The organism is Enterococcus rivorum, from assembly GCF_001742285.1.
GTDB lineage: Bacteria > Bacillota > Bacilli > Lactobacillales > Enterococcaceae > Enterococcus_L > Enterococcus_L rivorum.
In genome coordinates this window covers 96,652-122,320 of record NZ_MIEK01000056.1, presented here as the reverse complement: position 1 = coordinate 122,320, position 25,669 = coordinate 96,652, and the positions used below count along the sequence as shown (strand labels likewise).

Sequence of the window (25,669 nt, the reverse complement as noted above, 5' to 3'; positions counted from 1 at the left end):
ACGATCTCGTATGACGCCACAACAAAAAGCTATTATCGAAGAATTAGGCGTAAAAACTCATATTGATCCAGAAGAAGAAATTCGTAAAAGTATTGATTTTATGAAAGACTATTTGTATAAACATACTTTTTTGAAGACCTTTGTACTGGGAATTAGTGGTGGGCAAGATTCAACTTTAGCAGGTCGATTAGCGCAACTGACAATGGAGGAAATGCGTGAAGAAACAAAGAATAATGAGTATCAATTTATAGCAGTTAGATTGCCTTATGGAGAGCAAGTTGACGAAGAAGATGCTGAAAAAGCCCTTCAATTTATCCAACCAGACATTTCATTGCGTGTTGACATCAAGCCTGCAATTATGGCTAGTGTACAAACCTTAAGTGAAGCCGGGATAACAATCAGTGACTTCAACAAAGGAAACATGAAAGCACGACAAAGAATGATTGTTCAATATGCTATTGCGGGAGAAAAAAGTGGTGCAGTGATTGGTACCGATCATGCAGCTGAAAGCCTGACTGGTTTTTATACAAAACACGGGGACGGAGGTGCTGATATTTTACCTCTATTTCGCTTGAACAAACGTCAAGGAAGAATGATGTTAAAAGAATTGCATGCACCAGAAGCCTTATATTTAAAAGTTCCGACTGCAGATTTAGAGGATGACAAACCATTACTTTCTGATGAATCAGCGCTAGGTGTAAGTTATCAAGAGATCGATGATTACTTAGAAGGAAAAGTAATATCTAGTGAAGCAACAGCGATTATTGAAAATTGGTATCAGAAGACCCAACATAAACGCCACATGCCTATTTCAATCTTTGATGATTTCTGGAAATAAGCTAGACTATAAAAAATACTACTGGAAAAAATAAGTAAAATAAAAATCTTATGACTAGATGGAAGAGGTTCAGACAGAAGTCGTTTCGGGGCGAGAAATTTCCGAAGACTCAGACTGTTGGCCACCGTTTATTCGGATTTAGAGGATGAAAGAAAACTGATTTTTGGTTTTGTTTCATCCTCTTTTGCATTGGCTATTTTCGCTGATTGACTAAATTTAAAAGTAGGGTTGAAATACATTTTATATCAATATACTATAGACACAGACACCGGTGGACTAAAAGTAAGACAAGGAGAAGTGAATGAATATTAAAATAATTCCTGAAACAAAGATCATCTATAGAAGAAGAATAGGTGCATACGGAATGGAAAATAAGAATTTAATGGAAGATTTCAAAAGATGGTTAAAAAATAACGAACTACTTAATAATGAATCAATCATTTTAGCCATCCCAAGAGATAACCCTCAGACGACTAATCCAGAAAATTGTCGGTATGATGTAGCACTAATAGTTGATTCTTTGGATACTATTCAACAACTTGATATTAAAAAAGGCGTTTTAAAATCTAGTAAGTATGCAATCTTTTCCGTTATACACACAGAACAAGCCATAATACAGGCTATGCAAAATATGTTACCCGAAATAGAAAGTAAAGGTTATAGCTTTGATACGCAACATCCAATGATTGAACGATATGCTGTAAAGATGGTAGAAAATAATCTTTGCGAGATCTGTATACCAATACTATAGAATTTATCAATTTGGACTTAATGAGCATAGTTTCCGTGGGTAAACATTCTTATTGCAGCCTTTTTTGCGAACGATTTTGAGGAAACAATAAAATAATAGAATACAGAAAAAACAGAATAGACAAGCCTATACAAGTTAAACGATAAGCCATGTTTATTCTGTTTATGTGTCGGATATTAAAAGTAATCGCTTTCATTTAGAGGCCAACACAATAAGATTTTCAGCATCTGTGATACAAGTTTGTAAAGTAATTCGTTCTCCTCCACCAGTACCAATCGTTAAATCCCAATAGTTTACTTTAGTAGAGAGATCATTTCCGTAATCATCCACCCGCAATATATTGTTTACAACGTAGGTTGTTGCTTGTCCGGTAGAGTCTGTAACAATAATTGGACTTCCGATACCAGCTGAAAAGAGGATCGAGAAGATGCCAGGATTGTGACCAATAAAGTGAGTGTTCATGCCATCACTACCTGATTGAACAGGAGCGCCACCCCAAGTCGAAGCAGTGCCATAACTATCGCCATCAATTATACTTTGACCGGCACCTTGACCTCCATTTTGATAAGGAACTGCGACTCCGGCAATAATTAAGCTATCAGCAACTAATGGTGTACTTGTTGGTTCAGAATTATTCGTAGTTTCATTGCTTATAGCAGGAGCTTGCTGCTGAGGTGCTTCAGCAGTGCTGGAATTACTTACGGATTCTTCAGTGATTGATGCAGCTGGAGTAGCTTGTTGATTATTTCTTTCTTCAAAAGTTTTAATTACATTTACATTCCTATCTGAACGAGTAAGGTTTCCACTAGAATCTGTTACTTCATAAGATAATTTGTATTGTCCAGGCACGCTGGAGTCAACTGTTCCGTTTACTACAATTTTTTGAGTTAGGTCTTTATCTACGTTATCTTCTGCAGTAACACCGGCTAATTTATCAAAGGAGTCATTTTCGTTAATTGAAAGGTCTGGCATCTTAATAATTGGTTTCTTAGTATCTACAACAGTTAAACGAATCAAACCTGTTGAAATACTATTATTTTTTTCGAAAGTGACATTGATATCTGTGGTGCCAATTTTTTGGACGCTGTAATTAGAAGTATTGATAGTTAAGTTCAATCTGTCATCGGGAGCAATAGAAAAAAGATCGTAAATTGAAAAAGATTGTCCATACTCAATTTTTTTGTATTTTGTTCCAGATGGTAAAATAGTTTCTTCCATGTTTCTATTTGCGGCATTATTGATTGTTGTATGATTTTTTGAATAAATAGTAAATGCAAAAAGTAAAACAGCCCCGATCAATAAAATCATTGTGTAAGTGAAAATAGCAACTTTTCTGGCAGTGTTTTTCATGATCAATGCCTCCTTAAAATGTTTTTGTTTTTTGTAAGGTAATCATAAAAAAAAAAGACGATTTCGTCTAAAAGTGTGTTTAAAGCTACTAGTAAAAAAGCTTCTAAAGTGCTGGTTTAAAAGGATTCTTCAGTTTTTTTTAGGTGTTTAAAAAAACTGAAAATTAAATATTAATAAAAAACAAGATAAAATGAAGTGTCCCGTCTTCGCTTTATCTTGTTTTTATTTAATATTTCTATTGAATGTATTTAAAGATGTGTTTTTGATCGGATAATTGCTGATAAATCAAGCCAATTTTTATTTGAAGGAATGTCATCAACCACTATCAGATTATCTTCGTCAATATTTGCAATCGTATAGTTAGAGATACAGAGATCATAATCTAAAGTTTTGTCTAACGTTAATTCATCTCCTGAAAAGCAAATAGTAATTTTTTCTTGAAATCTTTTTTGCAGAAGATAAGAAAGAATATCCGAATGTTCAATACCAATATTACTTAAAATGACTACAGAGATTTTAGGTTGTAATTGTTCCAGTGAATCAAGTAAATTTGCCCATAACAGTAATATTTTATGGAGCATTTCATTTAAGTAAGTTGTTTTCCAGGGAAATCGACTTTTCTTTTCTATTTGATCTAAGCATTCAGCTACTTTCTGTGTATAAAAAGTATAGGTTCTTTTCACTGATACAGTTGCATAATGGTAATGGTCATACAAAATAAATTTTTCGTAAGGGTAAAATTGATGACGAGCATATATATGCATCATCCATGTTACAATGGCTTCATTGCTTTCAGCAGAAGGTTTGATTCCAATAGAATCACTTAAAAGAGACATGAACTGTTCGGCATATTGGCGTACATTCTGTTTTTCTTGGGCATTATTCCAAGAATAGTTCCACCAAAAAATAGAGAGGTAAAAGCTGTTTTTATCAACTTCCGGAAAATTTTCTTGTAAAAAAAGGTCCAGATTTTCAGAGGGTTCAATAGGATTCACATTTAAATGTTTATTTATAATAGAGGGTCGAATTTTGAATCCCTGTTGTTCTCGAATGATAGTGATAGCCATTGCATAAAGTAAGTAATTAGAAAAGCTGACATTCATTTTAAATTCGTAAATACTTTTAACAATTTCGATTGTCTTCATAAGTTGCTTTTTATCCAAAGGAAAGGGCCAATCACTAATTTTGTTTACCTCTAAAAAGTATAAGATTAAAAAGTATCTAACTTGTAATTCATTAGAACCTGTCATTGTGTAGGAGGTTTGAGCAAAATCAATTCCTCGTTCTTGCAAAAGAGGTTTGAGAGATCGAAATACTCTGTATAAGCTAGAATCACTTATAAATAATTTCTGATGGTAAAAAGCTGAATTCATTCCTGGATTAAAAAAAGCAGCCTCCATTAATGCAAAAGTTAGCGCCTCTTTCATTATTTCTTTGTACAAATCTGAGATTGGATGATTTTTCACCATTTGGAACCGTAGTCCTCTTTTTTTTGAAAAATCAATGGTTAGATAATCTGGCCATTCATTCTCAATATGCTCACAATCAGAAATAACAGTTTGTGGAGAACATCCCAATTCTTTTGCTACATAATTAACCAACACCCATTGACTAGAACTGTTTAATAGTTCTAGTAGTTTTAAGCGTCTGCTAGTTGAATTTAGAAGCATTCTATCCATATTAATATTCGCCCTTTCTTTGAACCAAAAAATCTAAAGTTCATCAAGTATAATATTCTCTCATTAATATATCATAGTTTCTATGAATAAACATAGGGCATAAATTGAACTTCAGCTAGATATCAACTTTTAATTGTAATAAAGCTTAAAAAAGGGTTAAAATTAAAGTAGCTTTCAGATTTATTATTTTTGTTACTTTAAAATGAATCTAGATGAAAAGGGAAAGTAGTTGAGAATATGAAAAAATGGTTTCGTAAAGAAAAAGATATTGATGGAGAAAAGCAAATTTCTTCTGAAAAAATCAGTAGTTCTGATGATAGTCTTTTAAAAATTCCTGAAACAATAGTAGGACTTACAAACCTAGAGGTAAGCAGACTTTTTGATGAAGGATTTTACAATAAGGAAAATGAAGACTTGTCAAGGACAACCAAACAAATTATTTTGGATAATTCCCTGACCTTATTTAATTTTATTAATTTATTTTTAGCTATCTCGGTTTTTTTAGTTGGGTATCCCAAAAATGCTTTGTTTTTCTGGGTAATTATATTAAATACTGCGATTGGTGTATTTCAAGAAATACATGCAAAAAGAACAATTGATAAGCTTTCAATTGTGAATAAAACGGAAGTGACTGTATTAAGAGAAGGGCAGATAGGTAAAATTTATCAAGACGAAATCGTACTTGGTGATGTCTTGATATTACGATTGGGCAATCAAGTGCCATCCGACGGAGTTGTTATCCATTCTGAAGGGCTAGAGGTAGATGAATCACTTTTAACAGGAGAATCAGACAAAATTGCCAAACAAAATGGCGATCCTGTGATGAGTGGGAGTTTTATTACTTCTGGATTAGGATTTATAAAAATTACAGCTGTTGGTGAAGCGAATTTTGTTTCAAAATTATCAAAAGAAGCAAAAACAGAAAAGAAATCCACCTCAGAATTAATGAACTCTTTAAACTTAATGATAAAAGGGTTAACGTTTGCTATTATCCCAATCGGGTTATTACTATTTTGGTCACAGTATCAATCGACAGGTTCTTTTCCTAAGACAGTTTTAGGTGTTTCTGGCGCGCTAATTAGTATGATTCCAGAAGGGTTGATGTTACTGACAAGTGTTGCTTTCGCAGTAGGTGCTGCTAACTTAGCTCGAAAAAAGACCTTAGTTCAAAGACTTTCTTGCATCGAAACTCTAGCAAGAGTTGATACGATTTGTTTAGATAAAACAGGGACGATCACCGATGGCAGTCTTACATTCAAAGAGTTGATTCCTCAAGCTGGTTTTCCAGCAAGTGAAATTGAACGGGCAATGGGAGAAGTGATGACTGCACTATCAGATCAAAATTCTACTGCAAAGGTACTGAGAAATCGTTTTTCAGTAAAGGAAAGTCTTTGGAAAGCGAAGGAAGTGATTCCATTTTCATCTGATCGAAAATGGAGCGGTGTCACATTTGAAGAAAAAGGTTCTTTTGTAATGGGAGCTCCTGAGTTTATTTATTCAGAAGTTCCAGAAGAGCTAGCAGAAAAGCTAGATTCTTACAATAAGCAAGGTGATCGTGTATTGATTTTGGTTCATTTTGTAGAAAACTTGACGAGTCCTAAACTACCAGAAGAGAAGGAAACTGTTGGGATTTTTATTATTGCAGATACGATTAGAGAAAATGCGATAGACACCTTTACTTATTTTGAAAAGCAGGATGTGACATTAAAAGTTATTTCTGGAGACAATCCTATTACGGTAGCTCAAATAGCAAAAAAAGCGGGGATTCGTGGCGCTGAAAATTTTGTTGATATGACGACTATAAATGATGAAACGGATTTTTCTGAGCTTGTGGAGAAAACGACTGTTTTCGGACGGGTAACTCCTTATCAAAAAAGAGAACTTATTCAAGCGTTGAAAAAAAATGGACATACAACTTGTATGACAGGAGATGGTGTCAATGACATTTTATCATTAAGAGAGGCTGATGTGAGTGTAGCGATGGCTAGTGGTAGTGACGCAGCGCGAGCAGTTTCAGATGTTGTCTTATTAAATTCCGATTTCAGTTCAATGATTCAAGTGTTAAATGAGGGACGTCGAGTGATTAATAATATTGAACGCGTTGCTTCTATGTATATGGTAAAAACTATTTATTCAGCTATTTTGGCAGTTACGTTTATTTTCCTCTTTTTACCGTACCCATTTGCTCCGCTTCAATTGACGCCGATTAATGCGCTGACTGTCGGAATCCCTTCGTTTATTTTGGCATTAGAGCCGAGTTATGAAAGAATTAAAGGGAATTTCCTGACAAACATATTGCGAATTTCTGTTCCAGGTGCGTTAACAGTTGTCTTTAGTATTTTGGTCTTACAGTTAGCAGGAATCTGGTTTGACTTACCTAGTACAGATGTTTCAACAATGTGTGTCTTATTAACAGGAACTGTCGGTTTTCAAGTGTTGCTTCGTGTTGCTCGTCCATTAGATTTAAAGAAAAAAAGTATGATTATTCTATTAGTTATTGGTTTTCTTGCGTGTTTCCTATTTTTTGGAGATTTTTTCATGCTTACGAACTTATTTAATAGAAATGTCTTTTTCTATTTGCCACTTCTTTTAGGTAGTCGTTCTATTTTTAACTACATGTCTTTATTTATGACAAGAGTGAGCTATAAATGGCGAGAAATACAAGAAAAACGTCAAAAAAAGAAAAATTAACTGAAATGAATATGAGAATAATAATAGATTGGCATAAGACACTTTTGTTTTATGTCAATTTTTTGCTTAGCTGACAATCATTTTCATTTAGGCAGTTTTATTTCAACTATTATGACAAAGATAGTATTCTAAAGTAAGAGGGATCAATTATAGGGGGGAGTGGAAATGAAACATTTAACGAAATTAATTATTACCATTACAACTGGAGTCTTAGCTTTATTTTTTGAATTTGTTTTACATCAACCATTAATTTCTCATAGTGTGATTATTTTTACTGGAGCAATTATGGCATTTTCTATGTTGATAGAGATGGTAAAGGAGTTGCGATCTGGTAAATACGGGGTGGATATTCTTGCAATTACAGCTATTGTTGCTACTTTAGCAGTTGGGGAATATTGGGCTAGTTTGATGATTCTAATTATGTTGACTGGTGGTGATTCTCTTGAAGATTATGCCGCTAAACGAGCTAATCGGGAATTAAAAGCATTATTAGATAACTCTCCACAGCAAGCACATAAACTGGTTGGAGAAACATTGACGGATATCAAGGTAGATGCTATTTCAGTTGGGGATCAATTGGTGGTTAAACCTGGGGAAGCTGTTCCAGTAGATGGTATCATTACAAAAGGAACTTCTACTTTTGATGAATCCTCTTTAACAGGTGAATCAAAACCCATCAGTAAATTAGTTGGCGATTCCGTGATGTCTGGTTCTATAAATGGCGACAGTTCAATTACCATGAAAGCAGAAAAGAGTGCTGAAGATAGTCAATATCAAACGATCATCAAGTTAGTTCGTGAATCCGAAGCGCAGCCAGCAAATTTTGTACGATTGGCTGATCGTTATGCAGTCCCATTTACTATTGTTGCTTATGTTATTGCAGGAGCGGCTTGGTTTTTCTCAAAAGATCCTAAACGTTTTGCTGAAGTATTAGTTGTTGCTTCGCCTTGTCCCTTAATTTTGGCAGCACCTATTGCATTGGTTGCAGGTATGAGTCGTTCTAGCCGGAATGGGATTGTTGTAAAGACAGGGACTACGTTAGAAAAATTATCTAATGTAAAATCAGTTGCTTTTGATAAAACTGGCACAATCACCAAGGGAGCCTTGTCTGTTGAATCGATTGTTCCTGCAACAAATATTAGTGAAGAAGAATTAGTTGTATTGGCTGCTAGTGCAGAGCAGGAATCAAGTCATATTTTAGCTCGTTCACTTGTGTCGTATGCTCAAAAAAGGGCATCATTAAAAGCGGTAACGAAACTTGAAGAAGTCACTGGTGCTGGTGTTGAGGCAGTTATTGACAATCAAAGAATCAAGGTCGGAAAAAGAGCGTTTGTTTCTCAAGAACCTGTAGATCAGTCCGTTGATAAAACGGCTGTTTACATTTCGAAAGATGGAATATATCTAGGCTATATTAGTTTTACTGATGTGATTCGACCAGAAGCAAAAGTGACAATGGAACAGTTAAAACAAATGCAAATCAATCATTTAATGATGATTACTGGTGATCGCAAACCAATCGCTGATACTATAGCTAAAGAAGTGGGGATAACGGATGTCCATGCAGAATGTTTACCACAAGACAAAATTAATGCTCTAAAAGAACTGACAGAGGAACAACGACCTGTTCTAATGGTTGGTGATGGTGTAAACGATGCTCCTTCATTAGCGATTGCAGATATAGGAATCGCCATGGGTGCCCATGGTTCAACAGCCGCCAGTGAAACAGCAGATGCAGTTATTTTGAAAGATGATTTAGAAAAAGTTAGCAAAGCAATTAAAATATCGAAAGATACTATGCGGATTACGAAACAATCCGTTTTAATAGGTATCGCAATTTGTACGATTTTAATGCTAATTGCCAGCTTTGGAGTGATTCCCGCATTGGTGGGTGCAGTGTTACAGGAAGTGGTGGATACCGTTTCTATTTTATCCTCACTTCGCGCAAGGAACGATTAAGTTCAAAAGTATGTAGTGAAATAAAATTAAGAGACTACTAATTTATTCAATGTTGAAAGGAGCAAATTGATAATGAATGGAAATAAACTGAACGGAACAATCGCTACAGAAGCAACTCTTAGGCAGGAAGGGTATCGCAAATATCGAGGAGAAGAAATAGATGTCTATTACAATGCCAGTCTTTGTGTACATGCTGGCAATTGCGTCCGAGGAAATTCAGCCATTTATGAAGTTGGAAGAAGACCTTGGATTATTGCTGATAATGCCGATGTGAATGAGAATATTCGTGTGGTTAATTCTTGTCCTAGTGGTGCCTTGAAGTATGTTGCAAAGGATACAAAATAGCAGTGGACATCAAAGAAGAAAGCAGACGTTTTGTGTTATACAATGACGAAGGTTTAGAGATTGGTGAAATGACTTGGTCAGAAGCAGGTGAAAAGCTACTAATTATCGACCATACCTATGTTGATCCAGCATATCGAGGCCAAAAACTTGCAGAGAAATTAGTATTAAAAGGGGTCGAGAAGGCACGAAAAGAACGAAAACAAATTATTCCATTGTGCCCTTTTGCTAAAAAAGAATTTGACGAGAAAAAAGAATATAGTGATGTTTTGCGGAAATAACAGAAAAATATAGTTTAGGCAACCCCATCCTATAGAACTTTGGTTATCATCTATACATCACGAGTGAAAAATTTTACGAAAGAGGAATGGTTTGTTAAGTTCTGTTACTTTTTCCTAGTAATTCAATTAAAAATATGCTAAAGTATAATAGATGTATTTTGTGAATAAGGGAGAATTAATGTATGTATAATCTGATATTAACACTTGTACTTATACTTTCAGTCTTAATGGTAATTGCAGTATTAATGCAACCAAGTAAACAAAATAGTGCAGCTAGTGCATTTACTGGTGGAGCAGACAAACTTTTTGGTAAACAAAAAGCGCGTGGGTTCGAAGCTGTAATGCAAAGAGCTACTGCTATTATTGGTGCAACTTGGATGGTATTGTTATTTGTTTTATCATTATTATCTTCAAAGTAAAAATGCTTGAAAGTCTCTCGATTAAAGAGGGACTTTTTTTGTTTATTAAAACCGAATCTGATGGATTTCTTTTCTGAAGGATTTGGCTCTATTATGTGATAAAATAAGGTTGAGGTGACCTACTTGGAAAAGAAAATCAATTTACCAAAACCATTGTTTACAGAAAATGGGCCTTGTGCAGTTTTGTTATTACATGCCTATTCAGGAAGTAGCAATGATGTACGAATGTTAAGCCGCTTTTTAGAGAAAGCGAACTATACTGTTTATTCACCAAATTTTACTGGTCACGGAACGTTACGACCGGAAGACATTTTAGCGGAATCAATAACTAAATGGCAGCAAGATGCTCTCGATGCTGTAACATTTTTAAAAGAAAAAGGCTATGAACAAGTAGCTGTTTTTGGGTTATCACTGGGTGGGCTTATTGCGACGCATCTTTTGACGGAATCTTTACAAGGAATAATCGGCGGTGGCTTTTTCTGTTCTCCCATTTTCCCAGTTAAAAATAAAGTCCCTGAAAACTTTTTGAAGTATGCAGAAAATATTTTTTCTATTACAAAAATTAATGAACCCGATAAACAGCAACGATTGCAACGTATTCAAAGAGATGTTCTTCAACAAATGGAAGAGATTGAATTGTTCTCAGTAAAAACATCTGAAAAATTGAATCAAATTTCAGTTCCTGTTTTCATGGCGCAAGCTGGTAACGATGAAATGATAGAGGCTTCCGGAGTTTATAAAACAGCAGAAGCCTTAAAACAAACACGCTATACATTAAACTGGTATCCTAAGAGTGGTCATGTAATCACTGTAGGGCCCGATCACAAACAATTAGAACAAGATGTGTTGCATTTTTTAGAAACACTTTCTTGGCATGAGGAGAAACTATGACAAAACAAACGATTAAGGAGAAAATCCTATTTTTCATGGAATCACAAAAGAAGAAAAGTTTTTCTATGGAAGAGATTGCAGAAGCTTTGCAATTACAAAAAAGTACTGATTTCAAACTACTCGTTCAGACAATAGCAGCAATGGAACGGGAAAAATTAGTAGAATTTAATAAAAAAGGAAAAATTCGTTTACCGAACAAAGAATTAGCTCTTGAAGGTGTTTTTAGAGCAAATGAAAGAGGTTTTGGCTTTGTAAATTATGATGAAGAAGAACCAGATATATATATTCCTAAAGAAGCCGTTAATTTTGCTATGGATGGCGATACTGTTGCAATTGACATTGTTCAACCTGCTGATCCTTTTACAGAAAAAGGAGCCGAAGGAAAAGTTGTCGCAATTAAAAAAAGAGCAATCACACAAGCGGTTGGAGAGTTTGTGGCTTATGACGAAGACCAAGTGACAGAAACTGATTTATATGGCTATATGATTCCAAAAGATAAAAAAATGACTGGATTGACGTTTTTTATCGCTGCAATAGGAATAAAGCCTGTTGATGGAAGTATTGTCATTGTTGAAATTACCCATTATCCAGAAAAAGAATACACAAAAAGTTTAGAAGGAATCGTGAAAAAAGTTGTTGGACATAAAAATGATCCAGGAATGGATATTTTATCAGTTATTGTTGCTCATGGCATACCTACTGCTTTTCCAGAGGATGTACTAGCAGAAGCTGATAAGGTACCAGATGCTATAGCAGAATCTGACATAGAAGGTCGCAGAGATTTAAGAGAAGAAGTGATCGTAACCATTGATGGAGAAGATGCTAAAGATTTGGATGATGCAGTGACTGTCAGAAAATTAGATAGTGGACATTATTTTTTAGGGGTTCATATTGCAGATGTCTCTTATTATGTAACAGAAGAAAGTCAGTTAAATCGCGAAGCTTATGAGCGAGGAACTAGTGTTTATTTAACAGATAGAGTCGTGCCAATGATTCCACAACGTTTATCTAACGGAATTTGTTCTCTAAATCCTAAAGTCCCTCGATTAACGATGAGTTGTGAAATGGAGATTGATCCAGAAGGAAATATTGTGCGTCATGAGATTTTTCAAAGTGTGATTAAAACAACAGAAAGAATGACTTATACTGCAATCAATGAGATTTTAGAAGAACAGAAACCAGAAACGATGGTGCGTTATAAAAATCTTGTTCCAATGTTTCAGGAAATGGGTGAATTACACCATATCCTTGAAACCATGAGAGAAAGACGTGGAGCCATTTCTTTTGAAGACAATGAGGCAAAAGTATTGGTAGATAGAGACGGGCATCCAGAAGACATTCTTCTAAGAACCCGTGGCGTGGGAGAGCGATTGATTGAATCCTTTATGTTAGCTGCTAACGAAACGGTTGCGAAACATTTCCACGATTTAAAAGTTCCTTTTATTTATCGGATTCATGAACAACCAAAAGAAGAAAAAATGCAACGATTTTTTGACTTTGCCAGTGTCTTTGGTATCTTAGTTAAAGGGACAAAAAATGATATTACACCGAAGGATCTTCAACGAGTTCTTGAACAAGTGAATGGCAAACCAGAAGAACCTGTAATTAATACGATGTTATTACGTAGTATGCAACAGGCTCGTTACTCAGAAGATAATTATGGCCATTACGGTTTGGCTGCCGAATACTATACTCATTTTACTTCTCCAATCAGACGGTATCCAGATTTGATTGTTCATCGATTAATTCGTACCTACAGTGAGTCGATGAGCGAAAGTACCAAAGAAAAATGGGCAGAGCTATTACCGGATATTGCCGATCATAGTTCGAAAATGGAACGCCGTGCGGTGGAGGCTGAGCGCGAAGTTGATTCAATGAAAAAAGCAGAGTTTATGGCAGACAAAATTGGTGAAGAATATGACGGAATTATCGGATCAGTTGCTAAATTTGGTTTATTTATTGAATTGCCAAATACGATTGAAGGTCTGATTCATGTAAACAGTTTAAAACAGGATTACTTCCATTACATTGAAAATCATATGGCCTTAGTTGGCGAGCGGACAGGTATGACTCTAAAAATCGGACAGAAAGTTAGAATTAAAGTTGTAAAAGCCGATCCGGAAACAAGAGAAATTGATTTTGAATTACTTGATGCAGAAGAAGTTCAACGTTTAGAAGCGCCGAAACAGAATAGACGACAAAGTGAGCGCAGACGTGGAAACGACCACCTTCAGAAACGAGTAGATGATAACCAATCTAAACGTAAAAATAATAAGAAAAAAGGGAAGAAACCTTTTTACAAAGAAGCAGTTAAAAAGAAAAAAAACAAAAAAGGTAAGAAGAAAAAATAAGAATTGGAGAGTTGCAAATGCCAAAAGGAGAAGGGAAGCTTATTGCTCAGAATCGTAAAGCTAGACATGACTATACGATTGTTGACACGATGGAAGCAGGAGTTGTGTTACAAGGAACCGAAATCAAATCAATTCGTAACGGAAGAATCAACTTAAAGGATGGGTTTGCTCGAGTTCGTAATGGAGAAGCATTTCTTTATAACGTGCACATCAGTCCTTACGAACAAGGAAATATTTTTAATCACGACCCTTTACGAACTAGAAAACTCTTACTGCATAAAAAGCAAATTGCAAAATTAATTGCAGAAACAAAAAATACGGGAATCACAATTGTTCCATTAAAAGTGTATATCAAGAATGGGTATGCAAAAGTCCTAATTGGTTTAGCTAAAGGGAAAAAGCAATACGATAAACGAGAAGACTTAAAACGCAAAGAAATTAATCGAGAAATTAGTCGAACACTGAAAAACGCATCACGATAATTACTTACTACCAAAAGAAGTATCGTAAGTAAAAGTGATAAAATATATCCTTTTTCACATATTTTATCGTTTTACTTACTATTATTGAAAGAATTTGATAAAGTTAAGAAAAGCACTGTGTTTTCAGTGTTTTTTCGCTAATCATTCTTCTATCCAGCTAAAAAAAGCGATAAATAAGGACTGCTTTTACTTAGAACAAAAATAAGGTCGATTAACCATTTTTTTGTCAGATTAGAAAAAGTGTCATGTTTTCATGAAATTTTTTTGAAATTATTCGCTGTTGGTGTTATGATACGGATGGTTATGAAAGTAAAGGAGTTATAGAGGAACTTATTTTACGAGAATATCAAGAAAAAAGTTGAAAAATACTTTTGAGACAGAAAAAACTCGTCTAGCTCTTCAAATGAACTTCCAGAAGATTGTTTGAAAAGAGGTGAATTGAATTGGAAGAGAAGTCACTGCTCTTCAAGATTGGACCGATTTGGTTTGATGGTACGATTTGTATAATGGTACTGTTAACTTGTATCATTGTATTTGGCATTGTTTATTTTTGCACAAGGAATTTACAGATGAAACCCAAAGGTAAACAAAATGTCATTGAATTATTGATTGATTTTGTAAGAGGAATTATTACAGATAATATGCCTAGCAAGGAAGTAACGAATTTTCATCTATTAGCATTCACTATGTTCATGTTTGTATTGGTTGCCAATATTATTGGTTTAGTGACAAAAGTCGTTGTAGGTGATGACTTGACTCTATGGAAAAGCCCAACAGCAGATCCAATGGTAACACTGACGTTGGCATTAATCATGATTGTGTTGACTCACTTATTTAGTATTAATCGTTTTGGTTTAAAAGGATATTTTGTAAACAGCTTTTTAAAACCTGTTGCTTTTCTAATGCCAATTAAACTAATGGAAGAATTTACAAACTTACTAACATTAGCATTACGGTTGTACGGAAATATTTTTGCAGGTGAAGTTTTACTAGGATTGATTGCTAGTATCGTATCAAGTGTAGGACTTTGGTCAATTCCCTTAGCCTTACCACTAGAAATGATTTGGGTGGCCTTTTCACTATTTATCGGTGGGATTCAAGCTTTCATTTTTGTGACCTTGTCTATGGTTTACATGGCTCACAAAATTGAAGTGGAAGAATAAAAAAAGAAAAACAATTATCTAGGAGGATAACATAATGAATTATATTGCAGCAGCTATCGCAGTTTTTGGAGCCGCTATTGGAGCAGCTTACGGTAATGGAAAAGTAATTTCTAAAACAATTGAGTCAATGACTCGTCAACCTGAAATGGCAGGACAATTAAGAACTACAATGTTCATCGGTGTAGCCTTGATTGAAGCTGTGCCTATTTTGGGTGTAGTTATTGCGCTTTTATTAGTATTTAAATAATTTTGGAAGGCAGGACGCCGATTGTTTCGGAACACCGTCACTGCTTTCTTCTATACCTTAAACTATTTTAGTTCATAAAGAGAATTAAGTTTTTATTAGAACGAACAAAGTATGCTTTTTAATAAAAAGACTAGTACTGATATCGGCAGGAAAGGAAGTTGAGGCTTCATGATAGATCATTTAGTTATTGGTGAAGTACCCCCCAGCACAACATTAGGCACAATCATTGTTGTTAGTGGAGCTTTTTTACTCTTAATGCTTCTCATCAAGAAATTTGCTTGGGAATCGATTAGTGAAATGTTGAAAAAGCGTGAAGATAAAATTGCCAATGATTTAGATTCTGCAGAACAATCTCGAATCGCAGCAGCCAAGTTAGAAGAAGAGCGTCAGCAAAAACTACTTTCTTCTAAAACTGAAGCAGCAGATATTATAAAAAATGCGAAAGAGAGTGGCGATCAAAATCGTCAAAGAATTTTAACAGAAACCAGTGAAGAAGTTTCACGTTTAAGAGAAAAAGCTCGTCAAGATATTTCTCAAGAACATGAAGAAGCAATGGCGGAAGTTAAAGACGAAGTGGCTGCGTTATCTTTACAAATAGCAGAAAAAATATTAAATAAAGAATTAACACAAGATGTGCACGAAGCGTTAATTAATTCTTATATTGAAGGCTTAGGTAAATCAAATGAAGCTTGATAAATACACTGTAGGCAAACGTTATGGGAAAGCCTTGTTTGAGTTGGCAATTGAAAAACAAGAAGCCGATAACGTTTATCAAGAGTTATTGACGCTTAGAGAAATTTACCATGAAGTCCCAGGCTTAGGAGATATTTTAAGTGATGCTCGCTTGGAACCCTATGAAAAAGATGAAATTATGAATAAACTAATTGCCAGTTATGAAGGCATGGTTAAAAATTTCTTGATGGTTGTTTACAAATATAGCAGAATGAATGATTTGTTATTAATGATTGATGAATATGAACTTAGATATGATGAGCATCGAAGCTTGATTTTGGGTACGGTTTCAACCGCCATTCCTTTGACAAAAGAACAACATCAAGCAATGGAAGAAAAAGTTGCCAGTATGTTAGGTTATAAGCATGCACATCTAATTAATTTAATTGATCCTGAAATAGTTGGTGGGGTTGTTATCGAAGCGAATCACCAAGTAATTGATGGAAGTATTCACAAACAATTAGAACAAATTCGACAACGTTTAATGAAAAAAGAATCAGTACAATAAAGAGGTGAATTGAATGGCTATCAGAGCAGAAGAAATCAGTGCCTTGATTAAAGAACAAATTGAAAATTATCAACAAGTATTAGAAGTAGAAGAAGTCGGTACTGTTACGTACGTTGGAGATGGAATTGCTCGAGCTCATGGATTAGAAAACGCAATGAGTGGAGAGTTGCTTGAATTCTCAAATGGTTCATACGGTATGGCACAAAACTTAGAAATGAATGACGTAGGGATTATTATTTTAGGTGATTTTGAAACCATTCGTGAAGGAGATACGGTTAAGCGAACGGGCAAGATTATGGAAGTTCCTGTAGGTGAAGCGATGATTGGACGTGTCGTAAATCCTTTAGGTCAGCCAATTGATGGGTTAGGAGAAATTAAAACAACTAAAACTCGTCCCGTTGAAGCTGCAGCCCCAGGAGTAATGCAAAGAAAATCAGTTAGTGAGCCTATGCAAACGGGGCTTAAAGCAATAGATGCTCTTGTACCAATTGGTCGTGGACAACGTGAGTTAGTCATCGGTGACCGCAAAACCGGGAAAACATCCATTGCAATTGACACGATTATTAACCAAAAAGGGCAAGATGTTATTTGTATCTACGTAGCAATCGGACAAAAAGAATCAACAGTTCGTAATCAAGTAGAAACACTTAGAAAATTTGGTGCGTTAGATTATACAATTATTGTCACAGCAGGTGCTTCTCAACCGGCACCATTGCTATACATTGCCCCTTATGCTGGAACGGCTATGGGTGAAGAATTCATGTATAACGGCAAGCATGTGTTGATCATCTTTGACGATTTATCTAAACAAGCGGTTGCTTATCGTGAACTTTCGTTACTTTTACGTCGCCCCCCAGGTCGGGAAGCTTATCCAGGAGATGTTTTCTATTTGCATTCACGTTTATTAGAACGTGCGGCGAAGTTAAGTGATGATCTTGGTGGAGGTTCAATGACAGCATTACCATTTGTAGAAACACAAGCGGGAGATATTTCTGCTTACATTCCTACCAATGTTATTTCAATTACTGATGGACAAATTTTCTTAGAAAGTGATTTGTTTTATGCTGGAACTAGACCCGCTGTTGATGCTGGACTTTCAGTTTCGCGTGTTGGTGGCTCCGCTCAAATTAAGGCGATGAAAAAAGTGGCTGGAACGTTGCGTTTAGACTTAGCTAGTTATCGTGAATTAGAAGCATTTACACAGTTTGGATCAGATTTAGATGCTGCAACACAGGCAAAATTAAATCGTGGTCGCAGAACGGTAGAAATTTTGAAACAAAAATTACATGCTCCTTTAGCAGTTGAAAAACAAGTATTAATTTTATATGCACTAACTCATGGCTTCCTAGATAGTGTTAGTGTAGCGAAAATTTTAGACTTTGAACAAGAGTTGTTTGATTATATTGATGGGAAGCATCCAGAGATTTTTGAAACAATTCGCACAACAAAAGATTTACCAGATACTGATTTAATTGATGCTGCTATTAAAGAATATAAAGATATTTTTAACGCAGCAAATATTGACGGTTCAATCACAAAAGATAAATTGCAAACACTTGAGAACGCATAAGAGAGGTGAACGAAATTGGGTGCTTCGCTAAATGAAATAAAACAGCGCATTGCTTCTACAAAAAAGACGAGCCAAATTACTAAAGCGATGCAAATGGTTTCAGCATCAAAATTGACTAAGTCTGAAGTGGCTTCTAGAAGTTTTCAAGAATATTCTTCAAAAATTCGTTCAATTGTTACCCATCTTGTGGCTTCACAACTAAATGACTTACAAATGCTAGATGATTTTGGTAATGGTGAGTCCGAAGTAAATGACTACCATATGATGCTAAAAACTCGTCCTGTGAAGAAAACAGGTTATATTGTGATTACATCTGACAAAGGACTTGTTGGAGGCTATAACAGTTCTATTTTGAAGCAGACGATGACGATGATGGAAGACGATCATAGTTCCCAAGAGGAATTTGTTCTAATCGCTATCGGGGGAACAGGGGCTGATTTCTTTAAAGCTCGTGGAATCAATGTTGCCTATGAATTAAGAGGGTTAACAGACCAACCAAGTTTTGATGAAGTTAGAAAAATTGTTTCGACTGCAACGACAATGTACGAAAATGAAGTTTTTGATGAATTATATGTTTGCTACAACCATCATATAAATTCATTAACAAGCCAGTTTCGTGTAGAAAAAATGTTACCAATTTCAGATTTAGATCCAGGAGAAGCAACTTCTTATGAACAAGAATATATTTTAGAGCCTTCTGAAGAAGTTATTTTAGATCAACTGCTGCCTCAATATGCAGAAAGTTTAATCTATGGAGCAATTATTGATGCAAAAACAGCTGAGCATGCAGCCGGCATGACCGCAATGAAAACAGCGACAGATAATGCTCAAACGATTATTAATGACCTTACCATTTCTTATAATCGTGCTCGACAAGGGGCGATTACACAAGAAATTACAGAAATTGTTGCTGGTGCAGCTGCACTAGAATAATCTAGTCTTACATTCTTTAGACGGAGTGTGTGACTTTAATAAGACTGGAGGAAAGAACTATGAGTTCAGGAAAGATTGTTGAAGTAATTGGTCCCGTTGTTGACGTGGAGTTTTCACTAGATCAGTCTTTACCAGATATAAACAATGCATTAGTCGTTTATAAAAATGGCGAAGAGAAACAAAAAGTAGTCCTTGAGGTAGCTTTAGAGCTTGGCGATGGTGTTATTCGTTCAATTGCAATGGAGTCAACTGATGGGCTACAAAGAGGAATGGAAGTAATCGATACAGGAAAATCCATTTCTGTTCCGGTTGGAAAAGAAACCCTAGGGCGTGTATTTAACGTTTTAGGGGAAACAATTGATTTGGAAGAACCTTTCCCAGAAGATGCAGAACGTAGTGGAATTCACAAAAAGGCGCCTGCATTTGACGAATTAAGTACAAGTAACGAAATCCTAGAAACAGGCATCAAAGTAATTGACTTACTTGCTCCTTATTTAAAAGGGGGGAAAGTTGGCTTGTTCGGTGGTGCTGGTGTTGGAAAAACCGTTCTGATTCAAGAATTGATTCATAACATTGCTCAAGAACATGGTGGTATTTCAGTATTTACTGGTGTTGGAGAGCGTACTCGTGAAGGAAACGATCTTTACCATGAAATGAAAGATTCTGGTGTTATCGAAAAAACAGCAATGGTTTTTGGTCAAATGAATGAACCACCAGGTGCACGGATGCGTGTTGCTTTAACTGGTTTGACGTTAGCAGAGTATTTCCGTGATGTTGAAGGACAAGATGTTTTACTATTTATCGATAATATATTCCGCTTTACACAAGCTGGTTCAGAAGTTTCCGCGCTGCTAGGTCGTATGCCTTCAGCAGTAGGATATCAACCAACCTTGGCAACTGAAATGGGACAATTACAAGAACGGATTACTTCAACAAAAAAAGGGTCAATTACATCTATTCAAGCAATATATGTACCGGCTGATGATTATACTGACCCAGCGCCAGCTACAGCCTTTGCCCATTTAGATGCAACAACCAACTTGGAACGTCGTTTAACAGAACAAGGGATCTATCCAGCTGTGGACCCATTAGCTTCTTCTTCAAGTGCTCTAGCTCCTGAAGTTGTAGGAGAAGAACACTATGCTGTAGCAACTGAAGTTCAGCATGTTTTACAACGTTACCGTGAGTTGCAAGACATTATTGCAATCCTTGGAATGGATGAATTATCAGATCAAGAAAAAGTATTGGTTGGACGTGCGCGTCGCATTCAATTCTTCTTATCTCAAAACTTTAACGTTGCGGAACAATTTACTGGACAGCCAGGTTCTTATGTACCTGTATCAGAAACAGTTAAAGGGTTTAAAGATATTCTTGAAGGAAAATATGATAATCTTCCAGAAGAAGCCTTCCGTAGTGTAGGTAGAATCGAAGATGTTATTGAAAAAGCTAAAAAATTAGGCTACTAGGAGGCGGCGAACACAATGGATAGCACAAAAGATTGTCTAACTGTGAATGTAGTAACTCCTGATGGTTTAGTTTACGATCATCATGCCAAAATTGTTGTTGCGAAAACAACTGATGGTGAAATAGGAATTTTACCGAAGCATGCCCCAATTATTGTTCCATTAGCCATTGATGAGGTTCGAGTGAATAGAACAGAATCAGAGACTCATGTCGATTGGATTGCAGTAAATGGTGGAATCATGGAAGTTCGAGATAATATTGTTTCGATTATTGCCGATAGTGCTGAACGGGAGAGAGACATTGATGTTTCTCGTGCTGAAAGAGCTAAAAAACGAGCAGAACGCATGATTGAAAAAGCGAAAGAAAATGCGGACCGTGACGAATTAAGACGTGCAACGGTTGCACTTCATCGCGCGATTAATCGAATTAATGTGTCTAAACACACATAATTAGGGAAAAGGAAAAGAAGTAGTTGCGTGATGAATTAGCTCTTCTTTTCCTTTTTTAGTACATAAGAGTTTTTGGATAAAGCTAAAGCCCTATTAAAAAGATCACATTCCTTTCAATTTTTAATAGTTTTATGCTAGAATGTTCAATGTGAGATTATCATCAAGGAGAGAAATTTATGCAATTTTATGGAATAGATGCAATGGTACGGATTGTTAGTCATATCTCATTGATTTATCTGAGCTTTTGGGCATTACAATCACTGAAAATAGAGCATTTTTTTAAAAGTTATCGAACATCTCAAATAAGATTAGTGATGATTTTTCTTTCAATTGCTCTAGGCTTTACAGTTAGCACATTTGTATTGGAATTGTTGGCGCTATGCCGTAATTTATTCATTCCACTTTTTCCATAATTGTTATAAAATGAAGAAACGATACTAATTTATTTTAAATAGTGGTATAATAGAAAAGATTTTGTATAGGATGAATTCTATTTCTAATTTTTTGGGGGGAACATAATGGAACAGATTATTGTTCATGGAGATAATCGACTAGAAGGTACAGTAAAAATTGAAGGAGCAAAAAATGCTGTTTTACCAATTTTAGCTGCGACACTTTTAGCAGAAGAGGGCGTTACTACATTAAAAAATGTACCAATATTGTCTGATGTATTTACAATGAATCAAGTGATCCGTCACTTAAATGTGGATGTAGATTTTGACCAGGACTTAAATCAAGTTACGATAGATGCAACAAAACCTTTAGGAATTGAAGCTAACTATGAATATGTCAGCCAAATGCGTGCCTCAATTGTTGTTATGGGACCACTTTTAGCCCGTAATGGTCATGCAAAAGTTGCGATGCCAGGTGGTTGTGCAATTGGGAAACGTCCAATAGATTTACACTTAAAAGGATTTCAAGCACTAGGTGCTAAAATTATTCAAAAAAATGGCTATATTGAAGCTATTGCAGATGAATTAATTGGTAGCACGATTTATTTAGATTTCCCTAGTGTAGGGGCTACTCAAAATATTATGATGGCAGCTGTCAAAGCCAAAGGAACAACGATTATTGAAAATGTAGCTAGAGAACCTGAAATAGTTGATTTAGCGAATGTACTGAATAAAATGGGTGCTAAAGTCTTTGGTGCTGGTACCGAAACGATGCGAATTGAAGGTGTTGATTTCCTTAAAGCTGTGCAGCATTCGATTGTTCAAGATCGTATTGAAGCAGGAACGTTTATGGTTGCTGCAGCAATGACAGAAGGAAATGTTTTGATTGAAGAAGCTATTTCAGAACATAATCGTCCGTTAATTTCTAAATTGACCGAAATGGGTGCAACGATCCGTGAAGAAAATGATGGAATTCGAGTAATTGGACCGAAACATATTAAACCAACCGATGTAAAGAAAATGCCCCATCCTGGATTTCCAACAGATATGCAAGCCCAAATGACTGCCATTCAGCTATTAGCAGAAGGTACAAGCGTAGTGACTGAAACAGTTTTTGAAAATCGTTTCCAACATTTAGAAGAAACGCGTCATATGAATGCAGATGTAAAAATTGATGGGAATATAGCGATTATCAATGGTGGAAAACAACTTGAAGGAGCTTCTGTCAAAGCAACAGATTTACGTGCTGCTGCAGCTCTAATATTAATAGGATTGCGTGCAAAAGGAATTACCCGTGTTTCTCATTTAGAATATTTGGATCGTGGCTACTATGAGTTCCATAAAAAACTTCAAAAACTTGGAGCAAAAGTAGAACGGGTAAATGATGACGTGGTTGTAACAAAAGAAAAAACAACCGTTAGTTAAAAGGAGTAATAAACGTATGAGTTCAACACGCTATATAGTCGTGACTTTATTGAAAATTTTAGTAGTAATTGCCTTAGTCATTATTCTTTTTGTAGCTGGTACAATGATTGGCTACGGTGTTATTGGCGGAGGGGATCCCAGAGATGTATTCAAAGAAGAAGTCTGGACTCATATTATGGAATTTCTAAAATAATGATTGAATAAATAATAGTTTTTTAAGAAATATTGTTGGGAGAAAAAGAGTTGTTTCCCAGTATCTAATTAGAATTTTAGGAGGGAAAGAAAAACTTTTTTAAGTTTTGTCTAACCCTCTTTTTCTAATAGTTGAGCATAAATCATTCGCTAAAATCTTTAAATAAGAACAAGCAAACTATGGTATAATTGTTTATGATAAAAAAGTTAGGAGCGATTAATAGATGAAAGCACTAATTACCGAAATTGGTCCCCATGCTCTTGGAGGATCAGAACCAATGATTATTCTTTTTGGTGAAACAGCTACTGAAGGGTTAAAAGAACATGCTGTTATCCAAAAATTTCAAGAAACAGAAATCATTGAAATGAAAGCCGGGGATACCCTAAAAATCGGCGATAAAACATATACTATCCATTTTGTCGGTTCTTTTGCAAACGATAATTTAAACAGTATTTCACATGTAACATTAGTATTTTCTGATGTTCCTCAAGAAAATGTGATTATGAATGGTTTGTATTTATCTCCATATGAATTACCCAAAATTACTGTTGGAACATCAATTGACTATATTTCTGCTGGAGCGTGATAAAAATGGAGAAACATGAATCAAAAGAGAAACGATTTTCATGGTTCTGGCGTTGGTTTTTAAATAATCAAGTAGTTACAGCACTGCTAGTGGTTTTATTAATTTTACTGATTTTACTTGTATTTACAAAAGTCTCTTATTTATTTCAACCGATTTGGCAGTTTTTTAGTGTTGTCGGCTTGCCTATAGTTATGGCAGGTATTTTGTATTATTTGATGAATCCTGTAGTAGATTATCTTGAAAAGAAAAATGTATCCCGATTAGTAAGTATTATTGGTCTATTTGTTTTAGTTGTAGCCTTAATTATATGGGGAATCGTTGTAATCATTCCTAAAATTCAAGAACAGACCATTAGTTTTGCCAACAACTTTCCACAATATATTGATACAATTGATAAAAAAACCCAAGAAATTCTTAGCAATCCCCTGTTTGAACAGTTTAGACCTCAACTAGAGGATGCAAGCGATCGTATCATTAATTCTTTAGGTGACATTATAAAAAATGTTTCGAGCCTTACGGTAAAAGGATTGGGTAGTTTTGTCGGAGCTGTAGCAACAGTGGTTTTGGCCGTTATTACTATGCCATTTATTCTATTTTATTTATTGAAAGACGGTAAAAAATTGGCTCCTTATGTAACTAATTTTTTGCCTACTCGATTAAGAAAGCCTACATTAAAAGTGTTAGGAGAAGTAAATTCACAAGTTTCATCTTATATTCGAGGACAATTGACAGTTGCTTTTGCTGTAGCGGTAATGTTCATTATGGGATTTAGTATTATTGGTTTAGATTATGCTGTTACTTTAGGGATTACAGCGGGCTTCTTGAATTTAATTCCTTATTTAGGTTCATTTTTAGCTATGATTCCAGCAGTATTTTTAGGCATTGTTGGTGGACCGATCCTACTAGTAAAAGTACTGATTGTATTTGTTATTGAGCAAACAATTGAAGGAAGAGTTGTCTCACCATTAGTTTTAGGTAGCCAGTTAGATATTCATCCAGTAACGATCCTATTGGTGTTATTAACTTCAGGAAAACTTTTCGGCATCGTTGGAGTTATTTTAGGAATTCCAGTTTATGCTGCTGCAAAAGTAATTATCACTCATTTATTTGAATGGTACAAAGATGTTTCTAATTTGTATCATAAAGAAGAATTAGTTGAGAAAATAGAAGCAGAAGAATAGAAAAAGACATCCAGCCATAAGTTTGACTGGATGTCTTTTTTTTATAGATTAGAATGTTTTTCCTAATTGGATTGCTTTTTCTTTTGCAACAGCTAATAATTCTTCCGCTTTTTCAGGATGATGGTCAATTCCTTCAATAAATAATTGATCGATTTCATTAACACCGATAAATCCTAGTATTCCCTTAACATATTGTGAAGAAAAATCTTGTCCTTCATAAAAACCACCATTAGATTGAATATGAAGAGCTTTTTTTCCACTAATTAGTCCTTTTGGTCCTTCTTCAGTATATTGGAATGTTTTTCCAGCTACATTAATTGTGTCCATCCAAGCTTTTAAGCGAGTAGGAACATTTAAATTCCATAATGGATTTACAATGACAATTTTATCTGAAGCAAGAAACTGTTCGGTTAATTCATTAAAACGAGCAATTTTCTTTTGTTGGCTTTCGCTAAGTGCAGTAAATTCAGTTCCAGTTCTAAGTGCTCCCCAACCAGAAAGTAATTCTGCATCAATTTCAGGAATAAAGTCGCTATATACATCTAAAATTTCGATTTCATCTGTTGGATTTTCTTGACGGTAAACCTCTAGAAATGCATCCATAGCCATCACAGAACGTGATGTTTCTTTAGTGAGTGGGTGTGCTTTTACAACAAGTAATTTTGACATGTAAAATCTCCTTTAAATAATTTAATAATAACAGTTACATTTTACTAATAAAAAGTAAGAGAAAGCAAGTTTTTTGCTTTTCGCAAAAAAATGTTGAATATAGTAGTAAGAGACTCATAGACAAAA

26 protein-coding genes are annotated in these 25,669 nt (G+C 35.2%); 23 read left to right on the top strand and 3 right to left on the bottom strand.

Features of this window, described 5'->3' with window-relative positions; translation table 11 throughout:
- Positions 1–10 precede the first annotated feature (10 nt).
- Together nadE and BCR26_RS15335 are read left to right on the top strand one after the other, a co-directional pair.
- On the top strand, positions 11–838 hold the full coding sequence (gene nadE / locus BCR26_RS15340) for an ammonia-dependent NAD(+) synthetase (protein WP_069699850.1): 828 nt from the start codon (positions 11–13) through the stop codon (positions 836–838).
- Between the two features lie 301 nt (positions 839–1,139).
- Positions 1,140–1,589 carry an AraC family transcriptional regulator gene (locus BCR26_RS15335; RefSeq protein ID WP_069699849.1) on the top strand — a complete coding sequence of 150 codons (450 nt, stop codon included), beginning with the start codon at positions 1,140–1,142 and terminating at the stop codon, positions 1,587–1,589.
- Between the two features lie 192 nt (positions 1,590–1,781).
- On the opposite strand, the gene BCR26_RS15330 is transcribed toward BCR26_RS15335, so the two are convergent.
- Entirely contained in the window at positions 1,782–2,939 is a 1,158-nt protein-coding gene (locus BCR26_RS15330) for an immunoglobulin-like domain-containing protein (RefSeq protein ID WP_069699848.1), read from the bottom strand.
- A gap of 248 nt (positions 2,940–3,187) precedes the next feature.
- Complete coding sequence (locus BCR26_RS15325; protein ID WP_069699847.1) at positions 3,188–4,618, bottom strand: AcpB/EbpR/MafR family transcriptional regulator; 1,431 nt, start codon at positions 4,616–4,618, stop codon at positions 3,188–3,190.
- 237 nt (positions 4,619–4,855) lie between these two features.
- Between BCR26_RS15325 and BCR26_RS15320 the strand changes: the two genes are divergently transcribed.
- The 21 genes from BCR26_RS15320 to BCR26_RS15220 all read left to right on the top strand — a co-directional run bounded on the left by BCR26_RS15320 (position 4,856) and on the right by BCR26_RS15220 (position 24,874).
- Entirely contained in the window at positions 4,856–7,309 is a 2,454-nt protein-coding gene (locus BCR26_RS15320) for an HAD-IC family P-type ATPase (protein ID WP_069699846.1), read from the top strand.
- A gap of 165 nt (positions 7,310–7,474) precedes the next feature.
- Complete coding sequence (locus BCR26_RS15315) at positions 7,475–9,265, top strand: heavy metal translocating P-type ATPase (protein ID WP_069699845.1); 1,791 nt, start codon at positions 7,475–7,477, stop codon at positions 9,263–9,265.
- A 72-nt stretch (positions 9,266–9,337) separates the two neighbouring features.
- Positions 9,338–9,610 (top strand): (4Fe-4S)-binding protein, encoded by a 273-nt coding sequence (locus tag BCR26_RS15310; RefSeq protein ID WP_069699844.1) that lies wholly within the window; start codon positions 9,338–9,340, stop codon positions 9,608–9,610.
- 2 nt (positions 9,611–9,612) lie between these two features.
- The gene (locus tag BCR26_RS15305; protein WP_069699843.1) at positions 9,613–9,888 is read left to right on the top strand and encodes a GNAT family N-acetyltransferase; all 276 of its coding nucleotides are present in this window, start codon (positions 9,613–9,615) and stop codon (positions 9,886–9,888) included.
- 182 nt (positions 9,889–10,070) lie between these two features.
- Entirely contained in the window at positions 10,071–10,307 is a 237-nt protein-coding gene (gene secG, locus BCR26_RS15300) for a preprotein translocase subunit SecG (RefSeq protein ID WP_069699842.1), read from the top strand.
- 114 nt (positions 10,308–10,421) lie between these two features.
- Positions 10,422–11,198, top strand: coding sequence for an alpha/beta hydrolase (locus BCR26_RS15295; RefSeq protein ID WP_069699841.1), 777 nt, complete (start codon positions 10,422–10,424; stop codon positions 11,196–11,198).
- Entirely contained in the window at positions 11,195–13,549 is a 2,355-nt protein-coding gene (gene rnr, locus BCR26_RS15290) for a ribonuclease R (RefSeq protein ID WP_069699840.1), read from the top strand. The genes BCR26_RS15295 and rnr overlap by 4 nt, the downstream gene beginning before the upstream one ends.
- A gap of 17 nt (positions 13,550–13,566) precedes the next feature.
- Positions 13,567–14,031 carry an SsrA-binding protein SmpB gene (gene smpB, locus BCR26_RS15285; protein WP_069699839.1) on the top strand — a complete coding sequence of 155 codons (465 nt, stop codon included), beginning with the start codon at positions 13,567–13,569 and terminating at the stop codon, positions 14,029–14,031.
- Between the two features lie 443 nt (positions 14,032–14,474).
- A complete protein-coding gene (atpB, locus tag BCR26_RS15280; protein ID WP_069699838.1) occupies positions 14,475–15,194 on the top strand; it encodes a F0F1 ATP synthase subunit A in 720 nt (239 codons plus the stop codon).
- A gap of 34 nt (positions 15,195–15,228) precedes the next feature.
- On the top strand, positions 15,229–15,441 hold the full coding sequence (gene atpE, locus BCR26_RS15275) for an ATP synthase F0 subunit C (protein ID WP_069699837.1): 213 nt from the start codon (positions 15,229–15,231) through the stop codon (positions 15,439–15,441).
- Between the two features lie 168 nt (positions 15,442–15,609).
- Positions 15,610–16,134, top strand: a complete 525-nt coding sequence (gene atpF / locus BCR26_RS15270; protein WP_069699836.1) for a F0F1 ATP synthase subunit B — start codon at positions 15,610–15,612, stop codon at positions 16,132–16,134.
- A complete protein-coding gene (atpH, locus tag BCR26_RS15265) occupies positions 16,124–16,681 on the top strand; it encodes an ATP synthase F1 subunit delta (protein ID WP_069699835.1) in 558 nt (185 codons plus the stop codon). The genes atpF and atpH overlap by 11 nt, the downstream gene beginning before the upstream one ends.
- A 13-nt stretch (positions 16,682–16,694) precedes the next feature.
- Positions 16,695–18,251, top strand: a complete 1,557-nt coding sequence (gene atpA, locus BCR26_RS15260; protein ID WP_069699834.1) for a F0F1 ATP synthase subunit alpha — start codon at positions 16,695–16,697, stop codon at positions 18,249–18,251.
- Between the two features lie 15 nt (positions 18,252–18,266).
- Positions 18,267–19,184, top strand: a complete 918-nt coding sequence (locus BCR26_RS15255) for a F0F1 ATP synthase subunit gamma (RefSeq protein ID WP_069699833.1) — start codon at positions 18,267–18,269, stop codon at positions 19,182–19,184.
- A gap of 59 nt (positions 19,185–19,243) precedes the next feature.
- Complete coding sequence (gene atpD, locus BCR26_RS15250) at positions 19,244–20,650, top strand: F0F1 ATP synthase subunit beta (RefSeq protein WP_069699832.1); 1,407 nt, start codon at positions 19,244–19,246, stop codon at positions 20,648–20,650.
- A 15-nt stretch (positions 20,651–20,665) separates the two neighbouring features.
- Complete coding sequence (locus tag BCR26_RS15245; RefSeq protein WP_069699831.1) at positions 20,666–21,097, top strand: F0F1 ATP synthase subunit epsilon; 432 nt, start codon at positions 20,666–20,668, stop codon at positions 21,095–21,097.
- 176 nt (positions 21,098–21,273) lie between these two features.
- Complete coding sequence (locus BCR26_RS15240; RefSeq protein WP_069699830.1) at positions 21,274–21,510, top strand: DUF1146 family protein; 237 nt, start codon at positions 21,274–21,276, stop codon at positions 21,508–21,510.
- Between the two features lie 105 nt (positions 21,511–21,615).
- Positions 21,616–22,914 carry a UDP-N-acetylglucosamine 1-carboxyvinyltransferase gene (gene murA, locus BCR26_RS15235; protein ID WP_069699829.1) on the top strand — a complete coding sequence of 433 codons (1,299 nt, stop codon included), beginning with the start codon at positions 21,616–21,618 and terminating at the stop codon, positions 22,912–22,914.
- Positions 22,915–22,930: 16 nt separating this feature from the next.
- Positions 22,931–23,107 carry a DNA-directed RNA polymerase subunit beta gene (locus BCR26_RS15230; RefSeq protein ID WP_069699828.1) on the top strand — a complete coding sequence of 59 codons (177 nt, stop codon included), beginning with the start codon at positions 22,931–22,933 and terminating at the stop codon, positions 23,105–23,107.
- Positions 23,108–23,330: 223 nt separating this feature from the next.
- Positions 23,331–23,693 carry a PTS glucitol/sorbitol transporter subunit IIA gene (locus BCR26_RS15225; RefSeq protein WP_069699827.1) on the top strand — a complete coding sequence of 121 codons (363 nt, stop codon included), beginning with the start codon at positions 23,331–23,333 and terminating at the stop codon, positions 23,691–23,693.
- Between the two features lie 5 nt (positions 23,694–23,698).
- On the top strand, positions 23,699–24,874 hold the full coding sequence (locus BCR26_RS15220) for an AI-2E family transporter (protein ID WP_069699826.1): 1,176 nt from the start codon (positions 23,699–23,701) through the stop codon (positions 24,872–24,874).
- 48 nt (positions 24,875–24,922) lie between these two features.
- Here BCR26_RS15220 and BCR26_RS15215 read toward each other — a convergent pair whose 3' ends face one another.
- Positions 24,923–25,543: an NAD(P)H-dependent oxidoreductase gene (locus BCR26_RS15215; RefSeq protein ID WP_069699825.1), complete on the bottom strand. Its 621-nt coding sequence runs from the start codon at positions 25,541–25,543 to the stop codon at positions 24,923–24,925.
- Between the last annotated feature and the right edge of the window lie 126 nt (positions 25,544–25,669).

Excerpts from the sequence above, each read along its gene's own strand:
- BCR26_RS15325 (WP_069699847.1), bottom strand. The coding sequence starts at position 4,618 with ATGGATAGAATGCTTCTAAATTCAACTAGCAGACGCTTAAAACTACTA.
- BCR26_RS15225 (WP_069699827.1), top strand. The coding sequence starts at position 23,331 with ATGAAAGCACTAATTACCGAAATTGGTCCCCATGCTCTTGGAGGATCA.
- smpB (WP_069699839.1), top strand. The coding sequence starts at position 13,567 with ATGCCAAAAGGAGAAGGGAAGCTTATTGCTCAGAATCGTAAAGCTAGA.
- atpD (WP_069699832.1), top strand. The coding sequence starts at position 19,244 with ATGAGTTCAGGAAAGATTGTTGAAGTAATTGGTCCCGTTGTTGACGTG.
- BCR26_RS15245 (WP_069699831.1), top strand. The coding sequence starts at position 20,666 with ATGGATAGCACAAAAGATTGTCTAACTGTGAATGTAGTAACTCCTGAT.
- BCR26_RS15310 (WP_069699844.1), top strand. The coding sequence starts at position 9,338 with ATGAATGGAAATAAACTGAACGGAACAATCGCTACAGAAGCAACTCTT.
- atpA (WP_069699834.1), top strand. The coding sequence starts at position 16,695 with ATGGCTATCAGAGCAGAAGAAATCAGTGCCTTGATTAAAGAACAAATT.
- BCR26_RS15315 (WP_069699845.1), top strand. The coding sequence starts at position 7,475 with ATGAAACATTTAACGAAATTAATTATTACCATTACAACTGGAGTCTTA.
- nadE (WP_069699850.1), top strand. The coding sequence starts at position 11 with ATGACGCCACAACAAAAAGCTATTATCGAAGAATTAGGCGTAAAAACT.
- rnr (WP_069699840.1), top strand. The coding sequence starts at position 11,195 with ATGACAAAACAAACGATTAAGGAGAAAATCCTATTTTTCATGGAATCA.
- BCR26_RS15240 (WP_069699830.1), top strand. The coding sequence starts at position 21,274 with ATGCAATTTTATGGAATAGATGCAATGGTACGGATTGTTAGTCATATC.
- atpE (WP_069699837.1), top strand. The coding sequence starts at position 15,229 with ATGAATTATATTGCAGCAGCTATCGCAGTTTTTGGAGCCGCTATTGGA.
- BCR26_RS15335 (WP_069699849.1), top strand. The coding sequence starts at position 1,140 with ATGAATATTAAAATAATTCCTGAAACAAAGATCATCTATAGAAGAAGA.
- atpH (WP_069699835.1), top strand. The coding sequence starts at position 16,124 with ATGAAGCTTGATAAATACACTGTAGGCAAACGTTATGGGAAAGCCTTG.
- BCR26_RS15320 (WP_069699846.1), top strand. The coding sequence starts at position 4,856 with ATGAAAAAATGGTTTCGTAAAGAAAAAGATATTGATGGAGAAAAGCAA.
- atpF (WP_069699836.1), top strand. The coding sequence starts at position 15,610 with ATGATAGATCATTTAGTTATTGGTGAAGTACCCCCCAGCACAACATTA.
- BCR26_RS15330 (WP_069699848.1), bottom strand. The coding sequence starts at position 2,939 with ATGAAAAACACTGCCAGAAAAGTTGCTATTTTCACTTACACAATGATT.
- murA (WP_069699829.1), top strand. The coding sequence starts at position 21,616 with ATGGAACAGATTATTGTTCATGGAGATAATCGACTAGAAGGTACAGTA.
- BCR26_RS15220 (WP_069699826.1), top strand. The coding sequence starts at position 23,699 with ATGGAGAAACATGAATCAAAAGAGAAACGATTTTCATGGTTCTGGCGT.
- secG (WP_069699842.1), top strand. The coding sequence starts at position 10,071 with ATGTATAATCTGATATTAACACTTGTACTTATACTTTCAGTCTTAATG.
- BCR26_RS15215 (WP_069699825.1), bottom strand. The coding sequence starts at position 25,543 with ATGTCAAAATTACTTGTTGTAAAAGCACACCCACTCACTAAAGAAACA.
- BCR26_RS15230 (WP_069699828.1), top strand. The coding sequence starts at position 22,931 with ATGAGTTCAACACGCTATATAGTCGTGACTTTATTGAAAATTTTAGTA.